The following is a 24,426-nucleotide window of genomic DNA, read 5'->3' on the forward strand; positions in this document are numbered from 1 at the left end:
AGGCCACCGGTTTCCCGGGGCGTCCGACTCTGCGATCCGAGATCCGGTGCGGAAAACGGCTGGAGGGATGGGCAGTGAAGCAGGGACGATGCTGGGCATGACCTACAGCGACGAAACCGGGTGCTGGACGGCTGACGGCGCAACCCTTCGGGCTGTACGACGTCCAGACGGTGCCTGGTGGATACGGCTGCCGGAAGAGCAGCCGGGTGCCTGGCCTGCCCTGGTCGACGCCGCGACCCGGGACGGATGCGGCACGCTGCTCATCTCCCGCCCGGCCGACCAGGGCGAGGATCACGAGCGTGCCTTGCGCCGCGCCGGGTTCACTCCCGCGCGGACCGAGACGACGTGGCGGCTCCCATTAGCAGCCATCCCGACCACACCGGCCCGCGCCGAACACCGGATCGTGTCTGTAGCCGAACTCGATCCCGAGATCGTGGCCGACCTCGACAACGCGATCAGGGCCGACATTCCCGGAACCCAAGACTGGGTCGGCACCGGCGCCCAGCTCACGGACTCCCTGGACGACCCAGACTTCGACCGGGCCTTGTACCTGGTGGCCCAGCATCCTCGCACTGGCCGTCTCGATGGGCTGGTCCGTGTCTGGAACCGCCACCCCGAACCACGCCTTGGATGCATCGGAGTAACTTCCTCGTGGCGCCGCACCAGCCTGGCTCTAGCTCTGCTGCAAGCCGTCGGGCGGACCTTGCAGGCTAGGGGCACCACGCACATCACGGCCGAAACCGACGACACCAACCGGGCCTCACACCTGATGGCTCTCAACCACGGCGGGACAGCCGTAGCAACTGCCATCGAATGGGAGAGACCGAATGTCTCCCATCCAGCGGGCCCGGACCGATGACTGGCGTGCGACTTCGGACACTGCGCCCGTGTGGCACTACATAACACTGAGTGATGTTACTCATCACGTCAGACTATTGCCGCATACACAGGGCGTTTGTGCGAACTTCGCTGCATCTCGACAGCTGCTGTCGAGATGCAGCCAAGGATGCACGATCGGTTCGGTGAACCTTGCACGATCGGGACCTTTGGTGGAGTGCTGTGCAAAGTGGGCGAGGCCGTTCGTGCCGGTCTCGGTTCAGGCCTGCAGCGCGTCGTGGAGCAGGTCGAGGTGGCCTGCGTGGCGCGCCGTTTCCTCGATCATGTGCACCAGGATCCAGCGGGCGTTCACCGGGCCATGGCCGAACGAGGGAACGAGCGCGGCCTGATCGAGCGAGGTGCACCCGGCGAGCACTGCCCGGCTGCGCTCGCACGCCGCCGCGTACAGTCCGAGGATTCCCTCCACGGTGTCGGTCGGCTCAAGCCGCATCGCGCGGTCCGGGTCGTCCGCGCCCGGCGTGTCCCAAGGTGCGGGCATGGCCCGACCGAGCAGCCGGCCCTGGAACCAGCGGTCCTCGGCCCACGACAGGTGTCGTACGATCCCGGCGATGGTCAGATCCGTCGCGGGGAGCAGGCGTGCCGACGCCAGGTCCCACGACAGACCGGCCAGCGAGCCAGCGGTGACTGAGCGGTACTGGTCGAGTCGCTGGACGAGCGCGATGCGCTCGTCGGCGGGTCGCAGGTCTGGGTACTCGGTTGCCGCAGGCTCCATCCCCTCATCCTCACACCGGCGGCGAGTGGCTCCGGCCTTATGGTCGTCTCGTGACGTGGGTCGAGCAGTATCCCGAGGAACGCCTGGTGGCCTACGATCCTGAGTGGGCTACGTAGATATTTCGACGTCTTCCCAACGTTCGAGGCAGGCCCGGCAAAGTCGGTGGCCGTGAACATCGTAGAGGATGGTGTCCTCGGTCCAGATGTGACCGCGCTTGCACGTAACAACCCGGTCCCTGCGTCGTCGCGCCCCAGACCTAGCGGTGTTTTCCCGTGACGAGACCGGTTCTAGGTGATCGGGATTGACGCAGCGACGGTGCCGGCACGAGGTGCCCCCTGGGCAGGTCCGGCTCAGGGAGTGGCAGAGGTGATCCAACACCGGCAGGGAGGGTTGCCCGCGCGACAGGATCCAGGCGTAACGGTGAGCGCTCCTTCGACGGGAACCGAACGCAGTGTGGCTGCCATATCCAGCGCCATCGGTTGGCCCCAGCCAGACCCAACAAGGGCCGAGTTCGGGGAACCCGGGAACCTGTGGTCCCTCGCGATCGACGTAAAGCCAGAACCGTTCGATCACTCGATCGTCCCAGATCGACGCGCGCATTCGTCTCGTCCGCCCCCGTGCCGACGACTTCTTCTTCTTCTTGGCGGCGGGCACAGCAGCGGGCTTCTCCACGTTGATTCGTTTGGCGATCTGCCGGGCGCCTTCATGGGAGAGCCCGGCGGCGGCGGCGACTTCACGCCAGGTCCTCGCCCCCGCCGAGATAGCTCTCAGCACCGCCTCTTCGTTCTTGGTGGTCACGCTTGCATACTGTCGGCCATCACCGACAGACCCGTCAGGACTCTTGCCCGGGTGGCCGACGGCTTGGTCGATGCGCGGCCTCCTGGCCGTCACCTCCGCGGCGATTGCCCTTTTCCGCGGCGTCGTTTGCGCCGGTCCGGCGACGCTGTTGGTCAGGACGACCACAGCACGATTACGCGGGAGCCAGCAGCGCCAACAAGAGGGCTCCCACGGTTACTCCCATGCCTCACTCACTGATCTATTCCCAGTTGTCAATGCCGAGGATGACAAGGACGACGCTGACGAAGTCGGCGTCTGTCGTCGTCCCGCCCTTGTCACGCAGTTGCAGTGTCATAGACCCAGGAGTGCCCCGGCACAGCACGCCGCCGCCGACGGTGGCGACGACCGGGACAGGTGTCGAGACACCGAACTCTCGCGACCCGCTCAGGTGAACCCCGCATGATCCGTGAATGCAGAGGACCGCCGTGCAAGATCGAGGCCGAGACCTAGCTGGTCAGTGCCGGCCTGTCCTCGGAACGCTGGGGATTCAGCGGGTGACACCATGCGGCCAGATAACCATCACTCGCTTCCCGAGATGACGCGCGTAGTCAACGATGTCGGCGGTCCCTCCCTTACCTTTTGCGGGTTGTCCATCCCAAACTGCGACAAGAGAGTCCGATAGCGCGACAACCCGGCGCCCCGCTTCAAGATACGCATCCTCGTTAGGCCGATCGAAGGGCAACTGCTCGTGGTGTTTCGCACTCTTCAGTAGAAACTGATACTGCTCCCGCTGCTCGGCCGTCTCGAAGGATGTTCCGTAGTGACTGCTTGGGATGATCGCGATGAGGTCACCACCCAGTCGCAGTACGGTCCGCGCGAACTCTTGGTCGGCTCCTACGGCAAGGCTCGACACGCCCACGAACGGAGGTGGCCCCAAAATACTGGGCAGTTGGTCAGCCAGAGTCTGCCATACGACTTCAGGAGCTTTCTGATGCCCTGTGATGCCGACAGTCCTCATATCCGGCCCGCTGACGCGAGGTGGTGGTAGTGCCTGCCCAGAGGCGTGAGGCGGCAAGCCTGGCTTTGCATGGCAGCGAAGTACATGTGCTCTGCGCCTGCCGGCTCGACCAGCTTTGCCGACTGACACTTCTGAAGTTGCTTGAAGATCCCCTCGTGCTCAGGATTGGGAGGGAGGTTGGACTCCCTCTTGTCCGGTTCGTAGGTCGGGTCGAGTGCGAACAACGCATCAGCTTCGGGGAACCACACCGGCAATTGCCGGAGGGTCTCCAGGGGGACGGAGGGGTCACAGCGACGGATGTCCTGCAACCTGTCGACGTTCGCCTTGAACATGGGTCGTTGGTCCCAAGTTCCAAACGCCTCAGACAGATAGGCATACAGTCCCGCCAACGTCAGGTGACCGAGAACGTCGGCGGCTCCTCCCTCCAGGGCACCTTCGAGGTACGCGGAGAACTGTCCACGTCCGTCAAGCGTCTCGGCGGACGTCTGATCAGCCCTGCTGGCGGTGAGCATGGACACTCCCTGCCTCAGGATCGCCCCCTGGGACATCGCTGCAGGAACGCCTCCAGCCCCTCCGGAAAAGCAGCAGTCGAGGATCACCGCCACTTCGTGAGTGCAGTCGTTTACCCGCTCCATGATCTCGGTGAACCTGACGCCCGGAGTCTGCCGCGTCGCGTCAGTTGTGACGAGAACCACATCACCTCCATCTCCCACCTGCGCTCCGTGGCCCGCGAAGTACAGCAGGGACATGTCCGCCCCTGGAGCAAAAAGTTGGTCCAGCGCTTCCAGCAGCTCATCGCGGGTGACACGGCCGGTGGTCGCGGGTGCTGTCAGCGTACGCACCTCAAAATTGGGGGAGTCATCCTCGTTCCGGGCCAAGACTGGGGCGAGAGCCCGGGCATCATTAACGCAGCCAGCGAGGTTGTTGTACGAGATGTAGTTGTCGATTCCGACCACGAGAGCGCGACGTGCTGGTGTCATGGTCACAGCTGGTCGATGAAGTCACCGACGTTCTTCCACGTCCAGTCCTTACAGGGCGCAGAGCCCATCTGTGCAGGCTTGGTCCGGTAGCCGTCCTCGATCCAGATGCCGAGGAGTGGCTTGCCCTCCTCACGAGCGCACTCGATCTCCCACAACTGGCCCGTGGCCTTCGGGGTGCTGCTGCTGATCAGAGCGATCACGCCATCAGAGCGGCGGATGCGGCTCCGAACTCGCTCCTTCCAGTCGCTGTCATAGGGGTTCTTGACACTCATATCGGTCCAGTCGTAGGGCGTGCTTCCCAGCTTTCGCTGACCTACGAACAGGTCGCGCACTCTCTCATCCTCCTTGGCGAAGGCGATGAAGACGATCTTGTTTGCCATGGATGGCTCCTTCCGTTGCTGTGATGTCCCATCTCTACCGCACCTCGCCGACAGACCTGAGCTCAGTCGCCACCCATCTGGTACTCGTAGGCCTGTCGGACCAGGCCCATCACGTAGGCGAAGTCTGAGTCCTCGTACAGGCTGACTTCCGTGGGTCCGTTGCCCCAGCGACCCTTCCCGCTGACGTCCTTGGCCAGTCCTCGTTCGTCGTTCAGGACCTCGATGGGGATGTTCAGGCTCAACCGCAGGCGTGCCTTCTGCGGGACGACGTCGACGAAGTTCGTTTCGGCCTTGAATGCGACGTACAGCTTGAGGAAGTGTCGGGTGACGCCCGGATCGAGAGCCATCGTCTCGGTGCTCAGCTTCTCGAACAGTTCCCGCCGGCATGGGGGCAGCAGGTAGGGGTGGTCCTCGATGGTGAACCGGGAGTCGCTGCGGGTCAGTGGTGACTCGTCGATGGCGGCCGCGTCGAGATGTGGTCGTGACCAGATGGCGATGGCGTCGCTGGCCAGCCGGTCTGCTCGCTTCTCGATCTCCTCGACGGTCCAGGCGTCCAGCTGGCCCAGTCCGGCGTTGAGACGCAGCGGACTGTCCTTGAAGCCCCCTAGCATGTCTCGTTTGGTGATGAAGGGGTGGTCGGAGTACTCGGAGTTGTACCCGGTCAGGGTGAGGTTGCCCAAGGTGTGCAGGTACTTGCGCTGCAGGTCCCGCCAGTCCTCGCCCAACGCCTGGCGCCAGTGCGGAGAGAGGTTCTCGTTCTGCGGCAGGATGTGCTCGATCGTGTACTCCTCCACGGCGACCCGTTCTTTACGACCGTGGTTCTCCAATTGGCGGAGCAGGTAGGAGCGTCGGCGGAAGTTGTACAGGTCCGTGGTGGTCAGCGACGCTCGGAACTCTTCGTCGGTGGGGAAGGCTCGGTAACTGCGCATGCTCAGGAAGTGGGACTTGACGCTGTCGACGTAGCGATCCTTGCGCACGGCCGATGCGAACCCGGCGAACGTCTTGTTGAGCGAGTTGGTGGGGATGCGGCATACGGCCCGACGGAAGACGTAGGAGGTAACCATCTGCACGATTTCGTGCAGATCGTCCGTGCCCAGGGTGCCCAGCTCGTAGTCGGTGTAGGCCTCCAGCAGGAACGGGTAGACGACGTCGGCCCGGATCTGGTCCAGGTCGCGGAAGGCTGGTCTGAGCTTGGGGTCCTTCTCCTTGCCAAGGGCCATGGCGCAGAACCGGTGGGCGTACTCGCGCAGGTCGACCACGAGGGACTCGATCGGTTCATCGGACTGGACATGGGTGGTCGCATAGTCCTTGAAGGCCTCGTAGATGTCGTCCAGGCGGGGAATGTCGCCGGTCTTGACCGTCAGGTAGTGCCGGACGAACTCGTCGAACTTGCTGTCGCTGGCACCGACGAACTCCAGCTCCATGGGCCGCCAGTGGGATGTGTAGATCTGGGTCTGCTCCTTGGTGGGCAGGTCCATCAACACGTAGTTGCGGATCAGGTCGGCCTGGGAGAGCTTGCGACCTGTGGAGTTCATCGCCTCGAACACCAACTGGGGATTGTCCACCCCGCGCTCCAGTTTGACGTCGACCACGATCAGCTTGTCCAGGCCACGACACACCTGGACGAGGTCGAGCTTGGGATCGGCAAACTTGCTCTGGAAGTACCTGTAGTTGTCGATCACGCGCGTGGTCAGACCATCGGCGGGTTTGGTCCCCTGCACGATCGCGAACAGGGCGTCTCGGTCACTTTGGGACAGAACCAGCTTGTGCTGACGCTCTCCCTCTTCATCGTCGTTCAACAAGTACCTGTTGCGGATCTTGCGCGGGGAGAACCCGTCATAGGGCTCCTGCTCACCCAGGGGGAGCTGGGAGAGCCGTTCGACCAGTGCCGCCAGGATCAAAGTCACGGTTGTGATGCGTTGCTGACCGTCGATGATCAGGTCTGGTTCGGCCGAGGTGTTGGTTGCCTGGTCCCGCGCCACATAGACGATCGAGCCTGTGAAGTGCGAGCCCAGCCGCTCGTCAGAGCCCGCCCGCACGATGTCGGACCACAGCTGGGAGCACTCTGGCACCTGCCAGGAGTAAAGCCGTTGGTAGATCGGCACGATGAATTGACTGCTCGCCTTGAGCAGCGTCAGCAGGTGCGAGTCGACAGCCTTCATGGCTGGATCCCCTGTCCTCCGCCCAGGCCAGCAAAGGCCTGCGCAACGATGCCGAGGTGCCCGGCCTCAAAGCCAGCCACGGTCAAAAGCAGCGTAGACGGTGACCCCCAGCACTTGGTCTACCGCTACCCCGGCAGCCTTCGACCGCGCTCATCAAGCTGATGACCGTTGCGGTAGGCGTCGCCTGCTGAGAGGCCGGTGTGCTGGTCCACGATGGCTAGGAGGGCGCAGGGCTCCACATGAGCGCAGGTGCAGCAGATTGCCCAGGTTCGCTGTAACACTCCTGCCCGGTCTCGCCTACTCGTCGCCTGCTCGTACTCCGTCTCGAGTTGGAGCCAGCCCACCTCGGGTTTGGCGCAGGGTGGGTTGCTGATGCGCCGCCGTAGGTCGCGGGCGAGGGCGGCGCGGTTACTGTCGCGGGTGGTGAGGGCGTCGAGGTGGGTCAGGTCGTTCATCGGGCTGCCGCTGCCTTGGCGAACTCCTCGGTCAGCGTCTGCTGTTGCTGCCGGGTGAGGGTCTTCTCGAAGCGGGTGTAGGCCTGCCATCCGGGGCGGGTCCTGCCTTGGCGTCCCCACGCTGGGGAGGTGTCGGGGTGGGCGTGCGCGAGGTGGGTCCAGGCCCAGGTGATGAGGTTCGCTTGCTTGGTGCCGGTAGCGTCCGCTCCTGGCCAGTCGCTGGGCCAGTCCCTATTCGCCCAGCACTGTCGGACGTGGTCCTCGAGTGTGCGGTAGTCGACGTCGGTGTCCAGGGTGGCGCCCAGCTGCAGGAGGTGGTCGATGAAGGTGGGGTTGTCGACCGTCAGGCGGGCCGAGCAGGTCCGGGCGGTGCGGGTGCCCATCTCACCGGTCAGGTGCAGTGTCTGCGCGGCGTGGGCCCAGGTGGTGACGCCTGGGGTGGTGCGGGCCAGGCAGAGGGTGATGTAGGTGCGGCCCAGCAGCGGGGTGACGGTCAGGTCGGCGGCGAGGTGTTCTTGGTAGGTCGCCAGGGGCAGGACTTGGGGGATGTAGCGCGGGTTGGTCATGGGCCCTCCGGTCTGGGCGGTGAGGCTGTGGGAGATGCGTCGGTAGGGGGCCAGGGCTGCGGTGAGCAGGCCGGTGAGGGTCGGTGTCATGACCGTGCGGTCGGCCAACCACCCGAGCCGGCTATCTGTACCGGTGGGGATGGCGGCCAGCCAGGGCGAGAGCTGGTCAGCACCGGACTCACGGTCGGGGCGGTTGAGGATCTGGTCTGCGGTGGTCAGGGCCTGGGCGCGTAGGCCGGGGTCGGTGGGTGGGCGGATGCCCCAGCGGGGTCCTCGCCGGCTTGTGCGGGCGGCCGTTTCGGTCTGCAGGCTGGGCGTCCAGTCAGCGAGGTGGCCGGTGGTGTCCTGGGTGGCCAGGTGCAGCAGCAGGACGGTCAGGTGACGCAGGTCGGCCAGGTAGGCGGCTGGTTCAGACTGCTGCCCGAGGACGGTGACGGGTCGTCCGGTCAGGGCGGTGTCGGTGCGGGCCTGCCGGTGCAGCTGGGCGGGGCTGGCTACCGCGGTCGGGATGGTGGTGAGGTCGCGGGTGCACTGCTGGCGTGGTCCAGCACCGAGGGGGTTGCCGCAGGTGGTGTCCGCACCGACCGGTCGGAGCTGGGTGGAGCGGCCGTCGCGGAACGGTCGCCGGCACCCCGGGCAGGTCACCGCGAGGTGTCGGCGGTGGGTGGTGCAGGTGGTCATGACCGGTAGCCGCCAGGTGGTGGACCAGGCCCCGTGGTCGGCCAGGCAGGCCGGGCAGGCCTGGGTGCCGTGCAGCTGGACCCACCCTTTGGCGGCCAGGTCGCGGTGGCCGTACCGGGTGCCGGGGTCCAGATCGCCGACGCCGGGAAGGGATGTCAGGACGGTCCGTGCCAGGTCGACCGGGTTCAGGTGGGCCAGGTGGGCAACGGTCGCGAGGAGGGCCGGGTCGGGCGCCAGGGCGAGGTAGCGGGTGGGTGCGCCGCTGACGGTGGACACCAGCGCCATCAGCTGGGCGGTGGTGAGCTGGTTGGCAGACGCCAGGTGTTCCAGGTAGGAGTCGAGGGCCTGCCCGGGGCGGGGTGTGATCCGGACCGGCAGGACGCTCACGCCAGTCCCGGCAGGTGGACGGGGGCACCGTCGTCGGTGATGTGGACGACGCAGATGCACCGGGTGGTCAGGTCGACCAGGTGGGGCCAGTCGTGGCACTCCTGGTCCAGCAGCTCCCTGCGGCACTCCGCAGCGGCGTGAGGGTCGGTGAAGGTGCCGATGAGGTCTCCGCAGTCCCAGACCTGCCACGTGTCAGTGGTGCTCATCCGATGGTCTCCTTCCTGACGCGGCGGCCAGCACGCAGCGTGGGTCCGGTGAGGAGGAGAGCCTCCACGGTGGCCGGGGTGCCGTGGGTGGGGTGCAGGTGGGCGTCGGCCAGCAGCTCTTGGCCGGTCTCGTGCAGCAGCAGTCGGGTCTCGGGGTCCAGTGCCGTGTCGAACGCGTGGACGTCCCGGTCCGGGATCTGTGGCCAACGGCTGGAACGCATCGGCCCTTGGGTGAACCGGGTCCAGATCCACCCGAGCCCGAGAGGCACCGCGGGGTGCTCGATCGTGCCCGGAAGGGGGGCGCGCAACCGGTGGGTGGTGCTGCGCGGCAACCGGGTGACAGCACGCAACGTGTCGCGTCGGTGCTGGTAGTCGACCAACCCATCCGCGATCAGGACCTGGAGCGCGGCGTTCAGACGGTCCGCGTCGTACGCACGCAAACCTCTCCCTGCGTCGATGGCGTCGATGAGTAGGCAGGTGGGGAGATCGGGCACACCGAGCGCCAGCAACGCGGTGATCGGGGTGTCGTCCTGACCGTGGGCGCGGGCGATCATCATGTAGAGCGCGGCCGCAGCCCGCGTCAGCGACAACCACTGTCCGGGTCGACGAGCCTGTCGCTGACCGTCGATGACCTGCGGCAGCGTGGTGGGGACATGGCCAGGCGCCAGATCGTGCCGGACGACGTGCTGACGGAGCTGGGTGAGGAACCACTCGAGGCGGTCACGGTCGGCGGTGGTGAACTCACTCGTCCGGCTCCCCGTCGCGCTGCGCTTTCCTCGCGGGATGAGTGAACCGCCAGCGGTGAGCAGGAGCGCGGCCATCGTCGCAGGGTCCGGCGCGGGGTGGGGCCCCCAGTTGCGGGCATCAGCGATGTTCACCGGCGGAAGGCCGGCAGCGGCCGGCCCATCACATGGCTCGATGGAGGCGGCCAACGACTGACACCGGCGCCGCAACCGGTAGAGGGCTCCCCGAGACCTGGGCTTCACGACGCTGGTCCGGACCAGCTCGGCCAGACCAGCCGCCAGGTCCAGGAGCTGGGTGGGTGCGGGTCGGGCGGAGGGGATCTCGAAGTCCTGGACGAGCAAGACGCCGCAGCGGGTGCAGACCGGCATCAGGGCCAGGCGCCACAAAAGTGCCCGGTACCCCGTCTGGTCGGTGCAGACCGGGCATACCCAGGCGATGTCCTGGTGCAGCCGCCACCCGTGCCGCAGTCTCTTGCCCCTGCCTCGGACCGCGACCGGCATCGTCGCCAACGTCATGCTCTCCACCTGGGCCGGGGGCAGGCCGGCTGCGGTGGCCAACCGGGTCACCACGCCTGCAGGGGCGACGGAGTCGACGAACCCGCGAGGCAGCAGCGACGAGAGGTGCAGACCGTTGGCGTCGGCCAGCCGTACGGCATACCCCGACAGGGCCTCTCCGTCGATGACGGCGGGGCGGACCGGCAGCGGCTGGTCAGGACGCATCAGTCTTGGTCTGGCGGTTGCGGCGGTTGGACGGGGCGGCTGCGGCGGCGACAAGATCCGCCTCGGCGGTCGCTGCCCGAGCCGACAGCGGCACGGCCTGCAGCGACTCCCTGGTCATCGCGTCCTCGGCGTTGTCGAACCGGGCAAGCAGGGCCTGGGCGAGCAGGCGCACTGTGTCACCGACGTATCCCTGGGTGCGCCGCCACACGTATCCCGCGAGTTCCTGGGAGAACACGCCCACCGGCACGGTGTCGAAGTAGGGCAGCAGCACCTCCTCCAGCCGGGCCAGGAAACGCTGCCAGTCCCGCCGGCCGCCCAAGGTCGTGATCTCGTAGGCGGCCAGGGTGATCTTGTCCAGACGCCCCGTGATCTGAGGGTCCTGGTAGAGCGGTCCACCCTCGAGATGGGCGCCGACAAGGATCATGGTGCCGCCGAGTTCGCCCAACTCGGTGTTGAGGAACTTGAGGTAGTCCAGGACGTCCCGACCCTCGGCGTGGGTGGTCTTGAGCATGTGGACGTCATCGACGATGAGCAACCGCACTCCGTGCGTGGCCAGGACCTTGACCACCCGGGTGGTGGTGACCCGGACGAGACCTTCGGAGGGGTAGCCCAGGAACGCCAGGATGGAGGCGTTGATGTCCTTGATCCTCGAGGCTGCCCGCAGGGTGATGTACACCTGCGGTACCCAGTCGGCGGTCACCTCCGGCTCGGGTGTCCACGTCGGGAGAACGTAGCTCGTTCCTGGACTTACCCGGTCTCGGTAGGCACGGTGCGCCCAGGACTTGACGAAGGTGGACTTGCCAACGGCGAAGGGGGCATCGATCCCGATCACGGACTTTGCTCCGGGCGGACGCCGGTCGTTGATCGCCAGCAGCCGGCTGAGACGTTGCTCGGCCCGTTGCGCCAGGACGGATGGGACGACCAGTGCCGGCAGCGTGTGCGACAGCTCGGCCCAGTAGTCGTCCTGCTCCGTGGTGGGCAAGGAGTCGAAGACGGCCGTCGGCGCCGGCTGGGGGAGCTCTGGCCCGGTGCCCAGTGCTTGGCGGTGCCACATGCGGGCGTCCACTACCCAAGCTCCTCGTAGTCCGGCCACGGCTCCTCGAAGTCGAGCACCGGACCATCCGCGGACCCGTCCAGCAAGGGCTCTTCAGGACGAGGGATGCATGGCAGGCCCTGTGCTGCGTTCTGTGCGAGGACCCTGTGCGCCTCGGCGACCTCGGCATGGTCGCGTTGTGACTGCTCCCAGCGCAGTTGCGCTGCTGCGAGCTTGTTGCGCCACTCGTCGGTGGTCGGGGCCGTGGTGAGTTCTCCGATCTCGTCGATGATCTGGCGCATGACGACGGTCTTGTTCAGGATCCTGTTCCCGCCCCGTTCCTTGATCCGGGCCAGAGCGCGGTCGCGGACAACGTCACCCAGGGGTGCGTGGATGAGGTGTCGTGCCTTCCACGGGATCTCGTGGATCCGGTCGGTCGCCGGGTGACGGAACCAGAGGCGCGTCAGGTCTCGTGGGTCGATGTGGAAGGGGATCGCTGCGTCCCGTTCGCGGAACGTGCCCACCCTGACCGAACGGAAGTCTCCGAGGACAGGCGCGTCGTAGGTCAGATTCTTGTGCTCGACGCCGGCATGGCCGCGTGTCAGCCAGATGGTTGGCAAGAACTGGTAGAGCAGGTCGGGGTGCTGGGGGACGAGGATCCGGCCCGTGGCGTCCGCCAGCGCGTCGTGCATCTCCAATGGGGTCAGCCGGATGCCGGGCGCTCCGGGGAGAGCGAGGCCGTCGTGGGGCATCCGGTGGTAGTCGACGGCGACCCATCGCCGGAAGTGCCGCTCGAGTTCCTCGGCGGTGAGCAGGGGCTCGTCCGCCTCAATGCCGATGAATCGGCCACGCTGGTGGATGGAGCGGCCCTTGTACCCGGGCACCTGCTGGTAGGCCCGCTCCAGGTCCTCCATCTTCCGCTCCGAGTGCGGGTTGTCCGTCGGCTTCTTGCCGCGCGACAGGCGGAGCTCGATGCCGAACTGGTCGAGAAGTGCTCGGAAATGCTCGCCGACGAAGATGCTGCCGTGGTCGCTCCGCAGTGAGGTGGGGGCCACACCGGGCAGGTAGTGCACACCTTGGATCGCCAGGTCGCGCTTGACGGCGGGGCGTCTCCCGATGTGTACAGGGTTGCCGCTGAGGTCGAGGGACTCGGGTATGCCGCACCAGCGAAAGTCGTCGATGGTGGTGCCGTCGACGACCATGGCGAACTGCCGCATGGCGTCGTAGACCAGGAGCCCGACGTCGATGCCGCGCGCTCCACGAGGGAAGACACGTATGCCGTGGATGACCCGGGTGGCGATGGAATGGATGACCCCGACCTCGACGTTGATGGCGCGCTCTTGAAGGGGGTCGAGGACGAAGTTGTTGGCGATGGTCAGGTCGGTGGCGAGTTCGGAGGGGTGCTGGGCGGGGTAGCTCTGGTGACCGGCGACTCGGCGGAGGGACTTGGAGCGTTGGGCGCGCACCGAGGATCCGGTCGCGCGCCAGTGGTAGCTGAGGAACTCCTGGGTGATCCGGTCCGGAAGGTGCGGGTCGGTGATGCCTTCGTTCTTGAGGGCCACTCGCACCTGACGCTCGATCTCCTGCAGGTTGGGTCGACTCTTGGACCCGTCGTACTCAGCGAACTTGTCGAGGGCAACCCGTCGGAAGTCGGCGTCGATGACGTCGAAAGCCTGCCTACCTTTGACGGCGCGGCCGTCGACGAGCCCCCGCAGACCGCTGCTCACCCAGAGGTTGTCCCAACGTTGCAGCGTGCGAGCAGCGACCCGGTGGTCTGCCAGCTCCCCGTCGTAGACCCGCCGCATCACCGCCCGGTCGACAGAGCGTTCGAAGGTGACGACCTTGCTCATCGCGCGGTAGCGCGCCGACAAGCTCAGACCAAAGTCATCACCAAACGGGTGAAAGGGCTCACCGCGTTGGGCGAGCTCGCGCAGTCCATACCGGAACCCGGTCCGTGCCTCCAGGACGCACTCCTGCTTGAAGAGAGCCTCCAGGCGCACCGATTCCTCGAGTTGGGTCCACCACGGGAAGAGGGAAGAGTGGAGGGCCTGGGCTCCGCCCTCACCTACCGCCCGCGCCTGGAGCTGTGTGAAGGTCACGGACCGGTCTTCGCCGGTAGAGAAGCGCAGACGAACCCCGTGACGTTCCAGGTCCGTGACCACCGCGTAGCCATCCGCGGTCAGGATTCGGGCCCCGACGTTGATTGGGACAGACGCGGCCGTCACAGTGCGTCCCGGTGCTCACGGATAGGTGTCGACCGACCTATCGGAGAGTCCAGGTCCATGACCACGGCACCAGTCCAGGCGTAATGCCACATCGCGCTCACCAGATGCCCTGCCCCGTGGTCCGCGTCGAGGACCGCCCCGACGGTCGCCCTGGGCTCCCGGCAGATCTCGAGGAGCTCGTCCTTGGCGTTCGGGTACCACGGCATCTGCCGCCGGTATGCCGTCAACCAGCGAAGGTTGTCCCGTCGCACTGGCGACCCGCCCCCGTAGACCCGGTACTGCCACCCAACCTCTGCGCAGGCTGACGCAGTGAGACCCCGGATTTCCGCAAACTTCTCGTCCTGCTTTTCGAGGGGCCGAACGTCCCAGATGGTCACGGCACCCTCCCGACGGAGTACCAAGAGGTCGGGTGTGTGCGTTCTGGGGCGGCCGCCTGAGGTCCTCAGCCCAAGCCGGACAGGTTGCGACACAATCCACTCCACGTCCGGGTCCCGGTCGAGTTCGCGCACCAAGTCGTGCTCAAGCCCGGACTCCAGGTGGATAGGGCCGTCAAGCGTGACGGAGTGCGCCTGGACCGGGATATGGCGACTCTTCTCCGTAGACCGAGGTGTGCGGATCGAGCGCAACCCTTGCAGGTCGGGCGGGCCCATCGTCCAGTCCCACATCTGAGGGCCGACCTCGAGCCGAAATGTCCAGGAGACCGCACGGGCTGGCCGCGGGCATGCGGCATCTCTAGACTGACCCATGACGGATCCTCGCTTTCGCAGCGTTCACTCGGGTCCTGTCGCTGAGGGCGTACCGGTGCCAGCCGGTGCGCCCTCACTCCGTCTGGAGCGGGGCGAGGACCTAAAGGGAAACTACCGCAGCGACGCCGCCCCTGCAACTATTTCTGCCTAGATGAGCGGCCGTCGTTGGACCTGGGATCGAACAGTCCCGGGTTGCCGGCCTACTGGGTGACTGCGGGGCGTACTTGCTGCGATCCGTCCACTACAAGTATCGCAGCAGGTCAGATCGACTAGTCATAAATGGCGCGGGCAGCGCAGCCTAGAGTCAGGATTAACGACTAGAGGAGCTAGCATGGGACGCCTACCAACCACGATGCCTGACCAGCATCCCGAGCGCCGAGGTGGCGTCTTGAAGCGAACCTTGCAGACCTACCTGGAGTCGATCGTGGACCCGTCGCCGACCGACGTCGTACGCGGCTTGACCGAGACGGTGCAGCCCGGAACCGAGTACCGTTGCCTGAATCCCGTGTGCGACCAGATGTGCGCCTGGCCCTCCGGCTACGCAGCCGGCAGACCGACCAGGTTCTGCTCGCGCAGGTGCCGTCAGATGTTCGACGGGGTGCGAGCACGTCTGTCCTGGGAGCTCGAGACGCTTGAGGACTGGCTGGGGCACGATGATCTGCTGGCCAAGGATCGGGTAGCCCTCCAGCGGGCGGCTGGCCAGCGCCGGTGGGCTCTGGAGCGGTACCCCAGGTCACCAGAAGCGGCAGGCGACCGGACCACTTCGTGACTTGGAGCGGCGTCAGGCTGACTCGCGCAAGGTCTCCCAGAGCTTCATCATCCCCATGATCGTGAGGATCTCCTCACGCGACCGGTCGGCCGCAAGGCGCTCCAGCCCTCGCTGCTGGCTGTCGGTGGCCTCGACGATAACCTCCTGGATGGTGTGCCACAGGTCCGGTCCGGAGAAGAAGTCCGGCTTGTTGTTGGCCACGGCTTGTGCACGCAGGTCCTCGTTCTCGAGCATCTTGCGCAGCACCGTCTCGACGGCGGAAACCTGGTCACCGTCGGAGAGCCCGTCGCCGTCGAAGAGGGTGTTGATGTGGGCCAGCACCTCCGACCACGGCACCAGGTCGGACTCGTGGCGACCGCGTGAACCGGCCGCGAGGACGGACGCCAACCCTTCGGCCTGGCCGGTACCGAGATCGAGCTCCTGCTCGGGCTGCTTGTGCAGGGCGTGGTGGGTCAGGGTGACGTCGGACAGGTCGATGGTCTCCTCGTGCCGGTTGGAGTCCTTGAGTGCCTCGGCGAGCAACCGCGCGAACGTCGCACGCTTCTCCAGCTCGACGTCGTCGTAGTCGACGATCGCGGCGAGGAAGTCGTAGGTGCTGACGAAGGTGCGCAGGTCCCGGCGGAAGGTGTCGAGCCGGTCTGTCTCGTCGTCGTCCCGGGTATGCAGCGCCCGCCGGTACGCCGTGTTGAACTGCTCTTTGACCGGCGCCAGGGCAGCGGAGAGCCTCCCCTGGGTCGGCTTGGTGCTGCCGTCACCCCAGTAGGCCTTGGCGCACGCGTCGACGTCCACGTCGTCGAAGAGGCCGACGCCGGCGAGCTTGTCCCACTGGTCGAAGACGATGTTGGGGTCGCTGGCCTCGGTGAGGTAGGCACCCTCGTAGTAGACCTTGAACGCGGCCAGCACATCCTCGGCCCGGTTGACGAAATCCAGCACGTAGGTGGTCTTGCCCGGGTAGGTCCGGTTAAGCCGGGACAGTGTCTGGACGCACTGCACCCCGTCGAGGCGTTTGTCGACATACATCGCGCAGAGCAGCGGCTGGTCGAAGCCGGTCTGGTACTTGTTCGCGACGATTAGCACCTGGTACTCAGCGGTCCCCAGCGCCTCCGGGATTGTGCGCCCGCGGAGGTCGGTGTTCATGGAGTGCTCGGTGAACTCCTTCGGCCCGGACTCGGGGTCGTCGACGGAGCCGGAGAACGCGACGAGGGTCGCGACGTCGGTGAGGTGGTGCTCAGCGATGTACTTGTCCATCGCGAGCTTGTAGCGGACCGCGGACTTGCGGGAGTCTGTGACGACCATCGCCTTGGCGTTGCCGTCGAGCAGAGGCGCGACGTTGGCCCGGAAGTGCTCGACGATGATCGCGACCTTCTGGCTGATGTTGTAGGGGTGCAGCTTGACCCACTGCATCACCGACTTCATCGCCTTGGACTTGTCCACGGTCTCGGAGTCATAGTCCTGACCACCGTGGACCAGGCGGAAGGCCGTCCGGTAGGTCGTGTAGTTCTGCAGCACGTCGAGGATGAACCCCTCCTCGATCGCCTGCTGCATCGAGTACAGGTGGAACGGCCGCTTGTCGACCTCCTCCCCGGTGTCGGAGGTTCCGAACATCTGCAGGGTCTTACCCTTCGGCGTCGCCGTGAAGGCGAAGAACGAGACGTTCGGCAGCGCGCCCCTCCCCTCCAGTTCCAGCCGCACCAGGTCGTCCACGCCGACCGTGCCGTCCTCGTCAGCAACGTCGTCGAGCACCTTGCCCGAGAGGGTCTGGCGCAGCTTGTTGGCCGACTCCCCTGTCTGGGAGGAGTGGGCCTCGTCGATGATCACCGCGAACCGTTTGCCCGCCAGCGCCTTCGACTCCCGGATCGCCTCCAGCGCGAAGGGCACCGTCTGGATCGTCACGACGATGATCGCCCCGCCGGTGGTCAGCGCCTCGGTCAGTGCCTGCGACTTGGAGGCGAACCGCTTGGCGAAGTCGCTGTCGGTGCCCTGCCCGATCGGCAGCACCACCCCCCGCTTGTGATCGATCTGGTAGATCGCGTCCTGCAACTGATCGTCCAGCACCGTCCGGTCGGTGATCACCAGCACGGAGTCGAAGACCTTGCCCGACTGCACGTCGTGCAGCGTCGAGAGCTGGTGCGACAGCCACGCGATGGAGTTGGTCTTGCCCGACCCGGCCGAGTGCTGGACCAGATACCGCTGCCCGGGCCCGTTCCCCTTCGCGTCTGCCAGGAGCTTCGTGACGGCGTCGTGCTGGTGGTAGCGCGGGAAGATCACCGAGGAAGACCGGCTGACCCTGCCGGTCGCCGGGTCCTTGCGCTTGGTCACCTGGACGTGCATGAACTTGCCCAGGATGTTCAGCCAAGTGTCCCTGGCTAGCACCTCTTCCCACAGGTATGCCGTGGCCGCCCCGTACGGGTTCGGCGGGTTCCCTGCATGGCCGGCGTTGCCGCGGTTGAACGGCAGGAAGCGGGTCTCCGGACCAGCCAGTCGGGTGGTCATGTAGACCTCGGCGTTGTCCACCGCGAAGTGGACCAGGGCCCGGTGACCCGGGGCCAGCAGCGGTTCCCTGCGACGCGTCTTGCGGTCCACCGGCGGGCGATCGTGACGGTACTGGCGGATCGCCTCGTGGACATCCTGCTGGAACTCGCTCTTCAGCTCGGCCGTCGCCACCGGCAACCCGTTGACGAAGAAGACCAGGTCGATCGAGTCGGTCTTGTTCTCGGAGTAGTACACCTGACGCGCGACCCGCAACCGGTTCTGGGCGTACCGCGCGGTCGTGGTCGGGTTCATCGACTCGGCCGGCCGGAACTGGCACAGGTCCAACTGCTTGGTGAACTTGAACCCGTATCGCAGCGCCGCCAGGGTTCCTCCGCCCGCATCAAGGGGGCGGTCCAGCGACTCGGCCAGCCGGTCCAGCAGCCGCTCCCGGTCCTTATCGTTCTTCACGACCACGGCGAGCGTTTCCGGCTGGGTGGCCTCCAGCCAGGCGAATAGGTCATCGGGCCACAGAGCCCGCTTTTTGTCGTAGCCGGTGGCACCCGGCGCATAGGTCCAGCCATGCCTCCCCAGGTAGTCGCACAGCTCGTCCTCGAGCTGCCGCTCGTGCTCCACCGCCACGCCTCAGCCCGCCTTCCCATACGTGGTGACATCCAACCTGCCCGTCACCGCCGCCGTGATCAAGGCCGCACGCCGCTCTCGGAGCATGGCGACAAGTGCGATCGCCCGATCGACGAGCGCATCCATCCGGCCAAGGTCCTGTTGAAGGTGCTCCACGATGTCCCGCTGCTCGTCCAGTGGCGGGACCGGGATGATGAAACTGGCAGCGTCGGTCTTGTAGATGGTCTGGTGCGTGGAGCCTGCCATGAGTGAGCGCATCTCGCGGCGCATCGCCCTGAACACGCGAAGGAGGAACTCAGGAAGAAGCTCTGGCCCGCAGACCCAGTTCCAGAAGTCCTGACTCGTCGCCATCGGCACGGGCATGATGCCGCTGAAACCGACCGAAGCCGTCCTTGACAGCGCGACCGTACCGGCTGGCAACAGCTCCGCCGACGAGTGGCGAAGGCCCAGTTCGCTGATGCTCTCGCTAGTCTCACCGAGGTGGATTTGGGTGTCATCCCGCAACTGCCAGACGTCCGCCAACGTGAACCACGGGATCGTGCAATCCTCCCAGAACTCGGGAACCTGGCGGCTGGGTGTGTGACCCGAGTGCATCGTCGCGTAGCGGCGAATGTTACCCACCTGCCAGTGTTCGGGGATCTCAGCGATCCATCGGATCCCACTGTCACGCCTTGGGCCCGTACTCCCCTTTCCGGTCACCGCAGCCATCACGGCGCTCTCTCGACGATCACGAAGGGCTGCCACCAAGGCATCCTGCTTCGCGATGAGTGCGTCGATCTTCGCCGTCTCGCGGTCCAAGAATGACGCTATTACCCGTTGTGTTTCCATCGGCGGCACCGGCAGCGGAAACGAGGTGAGCATCGGACGTCGGAGGGAGTCGACCGTGGACTTCGCAGTTCCAGACTCGGTTGCGTAATGGAATGTAGCGCTGAAGGCGTAGTAGGCGAAGCGTCCGGTGATCGCCCGAAAGTTACTCAATACGTAGACTCGCTGGTGCGCCGTGAACTTCCCGTCGAGATGGTGGAAGACTCGTCCGACGTCGCCGTCACCCGGCGTCAGGATCGCTTCGCCGTCGTGTGTGAAGTAGTTGATGGCCTGCACCAGTGGGGATCGGACAACGAAGGGATACTCCCCGTCAGGCGTCGCGTCTTGAGTATCCGCACTGCCTGTTTCGACGTCGGCCAAGTGGCGGAGCGGCACGACCTTCCACTGAGCGGGGACGTCGGCTAGCCAGGGTGAGGTGGTCGTCACGAGTCGAGCTCCGCGAACAGGTTCTGGATCTCGGTGATCAGTCGCTTGACGTCAGCGTCGATCTCCTCGAGTGGGCGGGGTGGGACGTACTCGTAGAAGTGTCGGGTGAAGGGGATCTCGTAGCCGACCTTTGTCTTGGCGTGTTCGACCCACGCGTCGGGGACGTACGGGAGGACCTCGCGAGCGACATACTTGTCAATGTCCTGGCCGAGAGGGACGTTCTCGGTGTCGCGGAGCTTGGGGTCCGGCTCGGGGTTGCCCTTGGCGTCCCTGCAGATCTCAGAGGTCTCGTCACGTTCGCTCAAGGCTGCGTGGATGGCCTTGCGTACCGGAGATCCGAGCTGAAGGCCGGCTTGGCCGAGTGCCTTGCCCAGGACTTGGTCGAACGCCGGTCGGTCTCTCCAAACGGTCTCGCGGTCGAGGGTATGCAGGGCTCGGCGGAGCTGTTCCTGCGTGGTCTCGTCGAGCTTCTGGACCGCCTTGGCCGTGATCGCTTCGTCAATCCGCTCGACCGTCGCCTGGTAGGCCAGCCGAAGGGGTCGTTCGACGGTGATGGTGTGGAAACCGAATGCTTCACTAGGGAAGACCTTGGAGCGCTTGTCGTCGGCACCGTCGAACTCGGCGTACAGCTTGACGAGTGTCTCGATGTCGGCCGCTGACAGCTCCTTGCGCTTGGACCCCAGGGACTTGCGCATCTTGGTGAACATTTGTGAGCCGTCGATGAGCTGGACGGAGCCGCGCCGCTCGACCGGCTTCTTCCGGTCCAGGACCCAGACGTACGTGGCGATGCCGGTGTTGTAGAACATGTCGGTCGGCAGGGCGATGATCGCGTCGAGCAGGTCGGACTCGATGACCCAGCGGCGGATCTCGGACTCGCCCGACCCGGCACGTCCGGTGAACAGTGGCGACCCGTTAAGGACGATCGCGGCCCGGCCGCGCACGTTCTCGTTGTCCGGGTCGACGGTCCGCATCTTGTCGATCAGGTGGAGCAGGAAGAGCATGGACCCGTCAGAAACGGCGGGCAGGCCGGGGCCGAAGCGGCCGTTGAAGCCCAGCTGCTTGTGCTCCCTGACGACGTCGCGCTGGGAGGTCTTCCACTCCACCCCGAATGGCGGGTTGGACAAGCAGTAGTGGAAGTCCTTGCCCGCGTGGGCGTCGTCGGTGAGGGTGTTGCCCAGGGCGATGGCGTCCACCGGCTGACCCTTGATGATCATGTCCGCCTTGCACACGGCATACGAACTGGGGTTGATCTCCTGACCGGCCATGAGCAGCCGTGCTGCCGGATTCTGCTCGCGCAGGTGCTCGTCCATCGTCGAGAGCATGCCGCCCGTGCCAGCGGCAGGGTCGTAGACACGGCGGTTCACGGCCTTGCCCGGGCTGGTCGCATCTTCGTCGCCGACCAGCAGCAGGTCGACCATGAGGGCGATGACCTCGCGGGGGGTGAAGTGCTCACCAGCGGTCTCGTTGCTGGCCTCGGCGAACTTGCGGATGAGCTCCTCGAAGACCGAGCCCATCTCGGTGTTGCTGACGTGCTGGGGCCGCAGGTCGAGTTTGGCGAACTCTTGGACAACCAGGTAGAGGGCGTTGGCCTCCTCGAGCCGCTGGACCTGCTCCTCAAACCCGAACCGGGTGAAGACGTCGCGGACGTTGTCGCTGAAGCCGTCGACGTAGGAGAGCAGGTTGGCCTTGATGTTGGCGCTGTCCCCGGTTAGCGACGGCAGTGTGTATGGCGAGGTGTTGTAGAAGGAGTACTTCGCGGCCTTGCGCAGCTTGACGTCCAAGAGGTCCTTGGCCGTGCGGTCACCGGAGCGCTTCTGCTCGGCCAGCACGGCGTCCTTCGTCGCCGCCAGGACGCAGTCCAGCCGGCGCAGGATCGTCATCGGCAGGACGACGTCGCCGTACTCCTTGGGCTTGTACGGCCCACGGAGCAGGTTGGCGATCGACCAGATGAAGTTGGCGTCCGGTTTCGACGGCAAGGTAGGGCGTCCTCTCGTGGTGGGTGCCCCCATCCTTGCCCATCACCGGAGAGCCTCTGCGGAGCGGCCTTGCCCCACACCGCGGCAGTCGCCCGATCCAGGCTCCAGCCGGTTAGTCCGATGCGCGGCCCTGAGTGCGATGGATAGGTCAGTTGCGATTGAGCCCGTGCCTGCGGGAGTCGAGGGCACGTTTGTAGTAGCTCTCCGCGGCGTTGATCTCCCGAGTCGGCGTGGCAGGGTCGAACACGCGCAGCACCGAGAAGCGAAAGGTGACTGGGTCTCGTCCTTTGAGCTCCACGTTGCCTCCGTGGCCGTTGGCCGCGTAGGCAGCCCAGCGCTGCAGCACACTCTCGGTACCGTCGGCCTTGCCAACGTACTGTCGACCGTCCCGGGTGTCGGTGATGAGGTAGATGCCCGTGACCGATGAGAGTGCGGTTCGCCAGGTAGCGTACCGGTGCTCACGGACCACCGCCTGCAGCTGTGGGTAGTCCAACGTGAGCGCGTCGAACCCGGGGAACCTCACGGGCTCGGCGTCGGCGATCTCCATGACCGGGTAGCGCCCTGCCGTCGTGGCCTTGAGCGCCCAGGTGCGCGGTGACCTCCACCCGATCACCAGACGTGACCGCAGGTCGCTCAGCAGGTCGGTCCGCTCCAGGTCGAACGTACGCCTGGCTCCGTCGTTGGAAATCTCACCACGGTTCCGGACCACCAACCACAGGCGAGCGCGGTCTCCGCCCTCGGGCAGGAACACCACCCAGACACCGGGCGGTTCGGCCGGGAAGGCGCGGGTGTTGGCCGACTGACTCCTGGTGTAACCCATGATGTCCTCGTCGGAGGAGTCCCCGTGGATCCCCGCTGACCCGTCCCCGTGCTCACGCACGTACGCGTGCCGGATCACCAACGCTCCGGCCGGGTCGATCCCAGCGCTGTCCAAGATGTGCGCGAACGTGAGCGTCACAGCTCGACCTCCTGTGTCGGTTAGACCGATCAGCAAGCGTACTGCCGAGGACAAAACCTATAACGAGGAGTGATCGATTCCTGACCTATCGATAAGCAGGAGGAATGTTACATAGGTAGGGCAACTGTGCAAGATTGGCTGCATCTCGACACATCTCATCAGAAACTGTTCGTCATATTGGTGAACCGTGAATAATGTCCCTGGAAAGCGACGGCGATCGTTCCGGTCGGACCATTTCGGTGCTTGGCAACGATGACGTCTGCCTCGCCTGCCCGGTCGGATTCGGCTTCATACATCGATTCACGGTGCAGCAGGATCACCACGTCAGCGTCCTGCTCGATCGATCCACTTTCACGCAGATCGGACATCTGTGGCTTCTTGTCCGTCCGCTGCTCCGGACCACGGTTGAGCTGGGACAGCGCGATGACCGGCACCTCGAGTTCCTTGGCGAGCAGTTTGAGGGCACGGGAGAACTCAGCGACCTCCTGCTGGCGTGACTCGACGCGCTTGCCCGAGCTCATGAGCTGCAGGTAGTCCACCACGACCAGTTTGAGATTGTGCCGCTGCTTAAGGCGGCGGCACTTGGCGCGGATCTCCATCAGGGACATGTTGGGGCTGTCGTCGATGAACAGCGGTGCGCCGTGGATCCGCCCCTGCGTCTCTGCGATGCGCGCCCAGTCCTGATCGCGCATGGTGCCCTTGCGCATGTTTTGCAGGGGAATCTCCGACTCTGCCGACAGCAGGCGCATCGTGATCTCGGTGCGACTCATCTCCAGGCTGAAGACGACGGTCGCCAGCTCGGCCTTGATCGCGGCAGCACGGGCAATGTCCAGGGCGAGCGTGGACTTGCCGACTGCGGGACGGGCGGCCACGATGATCATCTGGCCCGGGTGCAGGCCGTTGGTCAGCTCATCGAGATCAGTGAAGCCCGTGGGCACGCCCAACATCTCGCCCGATGTCCCTGCGGCGTGCTCGATCTCATCCATCGTCGGCTCGAGCAACGATGCCAGCGCGTGGTAGTCCTCTCCCCCACGCTTGTCCGCCACCCCATAGACCTCGGCCTGCGCCAGGTTGACGATGTCGTCGACGTCCCCACCACCCTGCGCATAGCCCATCTGCACGATGCGCGTGCCAGCCTCGACCAAGCGCCGCAGCACCGCTCGCTCGGCGACGATCTGGGCGTAGTAGCCCGCGTTGGCGGCCGTGGGGACCTGGTTGATCAGTTGATAGAGGTAGGTCGTCCCGCCGATGCGGGCGAGGTCGCCGCGCTTGCTCAGCTCGTCCGAGACCGTGACGGCGTCAACCGGCTCGCCGCGCCCATAAAGGTCGAGCACCGCGTCATAGATCGACTCGTGGGCCGGCCGATAGAAGTCATTGGCCTTGAGCGACTCGACACAGTCGGCGATCGCGTCCTTGGAGAGCAGCATGCTGCCGAGCGCGCTCTGCTCCGCAGCGACGTCCTGTGGAGGGAGTCGGTCCTCCGGCAGCCCGTCGGGTGCCTCGGAGTAACTCGCCTCCAGCTCACTGAGCGACATGCGCCTCTCTCTCCCGTGTCACCACACCTGCACCATCTGTCACAGCACTCAACCAGTCACCACTGACAGAGGGGTCGTCGCGTGGCCACGCCAAAGCGTCCGCCGTGATGGGTGATCGACTCACGTTAAGCCGTCAGC

18 protein-coding genes are annotated in these 24,426 nt (G+C 65.7%); 1 reads left to right on the top strand and 17 read right to left on the bottom strand.

What is annotated here, in order from left to right:
• Positions 1-88: 88 nt before the first annotated feature.
• Positions 89-859 carry an N-acetyltransferase gene (locus FNH13_RS01005; protein WP_143781731.1) on the top strand — a complete coding sequence of 257 codons (771 nt, stop codon included), beginning with the start codon at positions 89-91 and terminating at the stop codon, positions 857-859.
• A gap of 237 nt (positions 860-1,096) precedes the next feature.
• Here the strand turns inward: FNH13_RS01005 and FNH13_RS01010 are convergent, their stop codons facing one another.
• The 17 genes from FNH13_RS01010 to dnaB form a co-directional block, all read right to left on the bottom strand.
• Positions 1,097-1,609, bottom strand: a complete 513-nt coding sequence (locus FNH13_RS01010; RefSeq protein WP_143781732.1) for a DinB family protein — start codon at positions 1,607-1,609, stop codon at positions 1,097-1,099.
• A 108-nt stretch (positions 1,610-1,717) separates the two neighbouring features.
• Positions 1,718-2,407 carry a hypothetical protein gene (locus tag FNH13_RS01015; RefSeq protein ID WP_143781733.1) on the bottom strand — a complete coding sequence of 230 codons (690 nt, stop codon included), beginning with the start codon at positions 2,405-2,407 and terminating at the stop codon, positions 1,718-1,720.
• A gap of 526 nt (positions 2,408-2,933) precedes the next feature.
• A complete protein-coding gene (locus FNH13_RS01020) occupies positions 2,934-3,404 on the bottom strand; it encodes a DNA-processing protein DprA (protein WP_143781734.1) in 471 nt (156 codons plus the stop codon).
• Entirely contained in the window at positions 3,401-4,384 is a 984-nt protein-coding gene (locus tag FNH13_RS01025) for a caspase family protein (protein ID WP_143781735.1), read from the bottom strand. The genes FNH13_RS01020 and FNH13_RS01025 overlap by 4 nt, the downstream gene beginning before the upstream one ends.
• Before the next feature lie 2 nt (positions 4,385-4,386).
• Positions 4,387-4,764: a TIR domain-containing protein gene (locus FNH13_RS01030; protein WP_143781736.1), complete on the bottom strand. Its 378-nt coding sequence runs from the start codon at positions 4,762-4,764 to the stop codon at positions 4,387-4,389.
• Between the two features lie 62 nt (positions 4,765-4,826).
• Positions 4,827-6,926, bottom strand: coding sequence for a DUF262 and DUF1524 domain-containing protein (locus FNH13_RS01035; protein ID WP_143781737.1), 2,100 nt, complete (start codon positions 6,924-6,926; stop codon positions 4,827-4,829).
• A gap of 451 nt (positions 6,927-7,377) precedes the next feature.
• Complete coding sequence (locus FNH13_RS01040) at positions 7,378-9,015, bottom strand: TniQ family protein (RefSeq protein ID WP_165699966.1); 1,638 nt, start codon at positions 9,013-9,015, stop codon at positions 7,378-7,380.
• Complete coding sequence (locus FNH13_RS18890; RefSeq protein WP_165699967.1) at positions 9,012-9,221, bottom strand: hypothetical protein; 210 nt, start codon at positions 9,219-9,221, stop codon at positions 9,012-9,014. Before FNH13_RS18890 ends, FNH13_RS01040 begins: the two co-directional genes overlap by 4 nt.
• A complete protein-coding gene (locus tag FNH13_RS01045; protein ID WP_143781739.1) occupies positions 9,218-10,684 on the bottom strand; it encodes a TniQ family protein in 1,467 nt (488 codons plus the stop codon). The genes FNH13_RS18890 and FNH13_RS01045 overlap by 4 nt, the downstream gene beginning before the upstream one ends.
• Positions 10,674-11,750, bottom strand: a complete 1,077-nt coding sequence (locus FNH13_RS01050) for a TniB family NTP-binding protein (RefSeq protein ID WP_143781740.1) — start codon at positions 11,748-11,750, stop codon at positions 10,674-10,676. Before FNH13_RS01050 ends, FNH13_RS01045 begins: the two co-directional genes overlap by 11 nt.
• Complete coding sequence (locus FNH13_RS01055; RefSeq protein ID WP_143781741.1) at positions 11,750-13,816, bottom strand: transposase family protein; 2,067 nt, start codon at positions 13,814-13,816, stop codon at positions 11,750-11,752. Before FNH13_RS01055 ends, FNH13_RS01050 begins: the two co-directional genes overlap by 1 nt.
• Positions 13,817-13,938: 122 nt before the next feature.
• Positions 13,939-14,688, bottom strand: a complete 750-nt coding sequence (locus FNH13_RS01060) for a TnsA-like heteromeric transposase endonuclease subunit (RefSeq protein WP_143781742.1) — start codon at positions 14,686-14,688, stop codon at positions 13,939-13,941.
• A gap of 781 nt (positions 14,689-15,469) precedes the next feature.
• The gene (locus FNH13_RS01065) at positions 15,470-18,568 is read right to left on the bottom strand and encodes a type I restriction endonuclease subunit R (RefSeq protein ID WP_143781743.1); all 3,099 of its coding nucleotides are present in this window, start codon (positions 18,566-18,568) and stop codon (positions 15,470-15,472) included.
• Between the two features lie 3 nt (positions 18,569-18,571).
• Complete coding sequence (locus FNH13_RS01070; protein ID WP_143781744.1) at positions 18,572-19,819, bottom strand: restriction endonuclease subunit S; 1,248 nt, start codon at positions 19,817-19,819, stop codon at positions 18,572-18,574.
• Entirely contained in the window at positions 19,816-21,795 is a 1,980-nt protein-coding gene (locus FNH13_RS01075; protein WP_228266518.1) for a type I restriction-modification system subunit M, read from the bottom strand. Before FNH13_RS01075 ends, FNH13_RS01070 begins: the two co-directional genes overlap by 4 nt.
• A 148-nt stretch (positions 21,796-21,943) precedes the next feature.
• On the bottom strand, positions 21,944-22,753 hold the full coding sequence (locus FNH13_RS01080) for a GIY-YIG nuclease family protein (RefSeq protein ID WP_143781746.1): 810 nt from the start codon (positions 22,751-22,753) through the stop codon (positions 21,944-21,946).
• A 158-nt stretch (positions 22,754-22,911) separates the two neighbouring features.
• A complete protein-coding gene (gene dnaB / locus FNH13_RS01085; RefSeq protein WP_143781747.1) occupies positions 22,912-24,288 on the bottom strand; it encodes a replicative DNA helicase in 1,377 nt (458 codons plus the stop codon).
• Between the last annotated feature and the right edge of the window lie 138 nt (positions 24,289-24,426).

The organism is Ornithinimicrobium ciconiae (genome assembly GCF_007197575.1).
GTDB lineage: Bacteria > Actinomycetota > Actinomycetes > Actinomycetales > Dermatophilaceae > Ornithinicoccus > Ornithinicoccus ciconiae.

What these genes read in the sequence shown, in the direction of transcription:
- dnaB (WP_143781747.1), bottom strand. Translation starts at nt 24,288, where the DNA reads ATGTCGCTCAGTGAGCTGGAGGCGAGTTACTCCGAGGCACCCGACGGG.
- FNH13_RS01030 (WP_143781736.1), bottom strand. Translation starts at nt 4,764, where the DNA reads ATGGCAAACAAGATCGTCTTCATCGCCTTCGCCAAGGAGGATGAGAGA.
- FNH13_RS01025 (WP_143781735.1), bottom strand. Translation starts at nt 4,384, where the DNA reads ATGACACCAGCACGTCGCGCTCTCGTGGTCGGAATCGACAACTACATC.
- FNH13_RS01005 (WP_143781731.1), top strand. Translation starts at nt 89, where the DNA reads ATGCTGGGCATGACCTACAGCGACGAAACCGGGTGCTGGACGGCTGAC.
- FNH13_RS01045 (WP_143781739.1), bottom strand. Translation starts at nt 10,684, where the DNA reads ATGCGTCCTGACCAGCCGCTGCCGGTCCGCCCCGCCGTCATCGACGGA.
- FNH13_RS01020 (WP_143781734.1), bottom strand. Translation starts at nt 3,404, where the DNA reads ATGAGGACTGTCGGCATCACAGGGCATCAGAAAGCTCCTGAAGTCGTA.
- FNH13_RS01010 (WP_143781732.1), bottom strand. Translation starts at nt 1,609, where the DNA reads ATGGAGCCTGCGGCAACCGAGTACCCAGACCTGCGACCCGCCGACGAG.
- FNH13_RS01060 (WP_143781742.1), bottom strand. Translation starts at nt 14,688, where the DNA reads ATGGGTCAGTCTAGAGATGCCGCATGCCCGCGGCCAGCCCGTGCGGTC.
- FNH13_RS18890 (WP_165699967.1), bottom strand. Translation starts at nt 9,221, where the DNA reads ATGAGCACCACTGACACGTGGCAGGTCTGGGACTGCGGAGACCTCATC.
- FNH13_RS01035 (WP_143781737.1), bottom strand. Translation starts at nt 6,926, where the DNA reads ATGAAGGCTGTCGACTCGCACCTGCTGACGCTGCTCAAGGCGAGCAGT.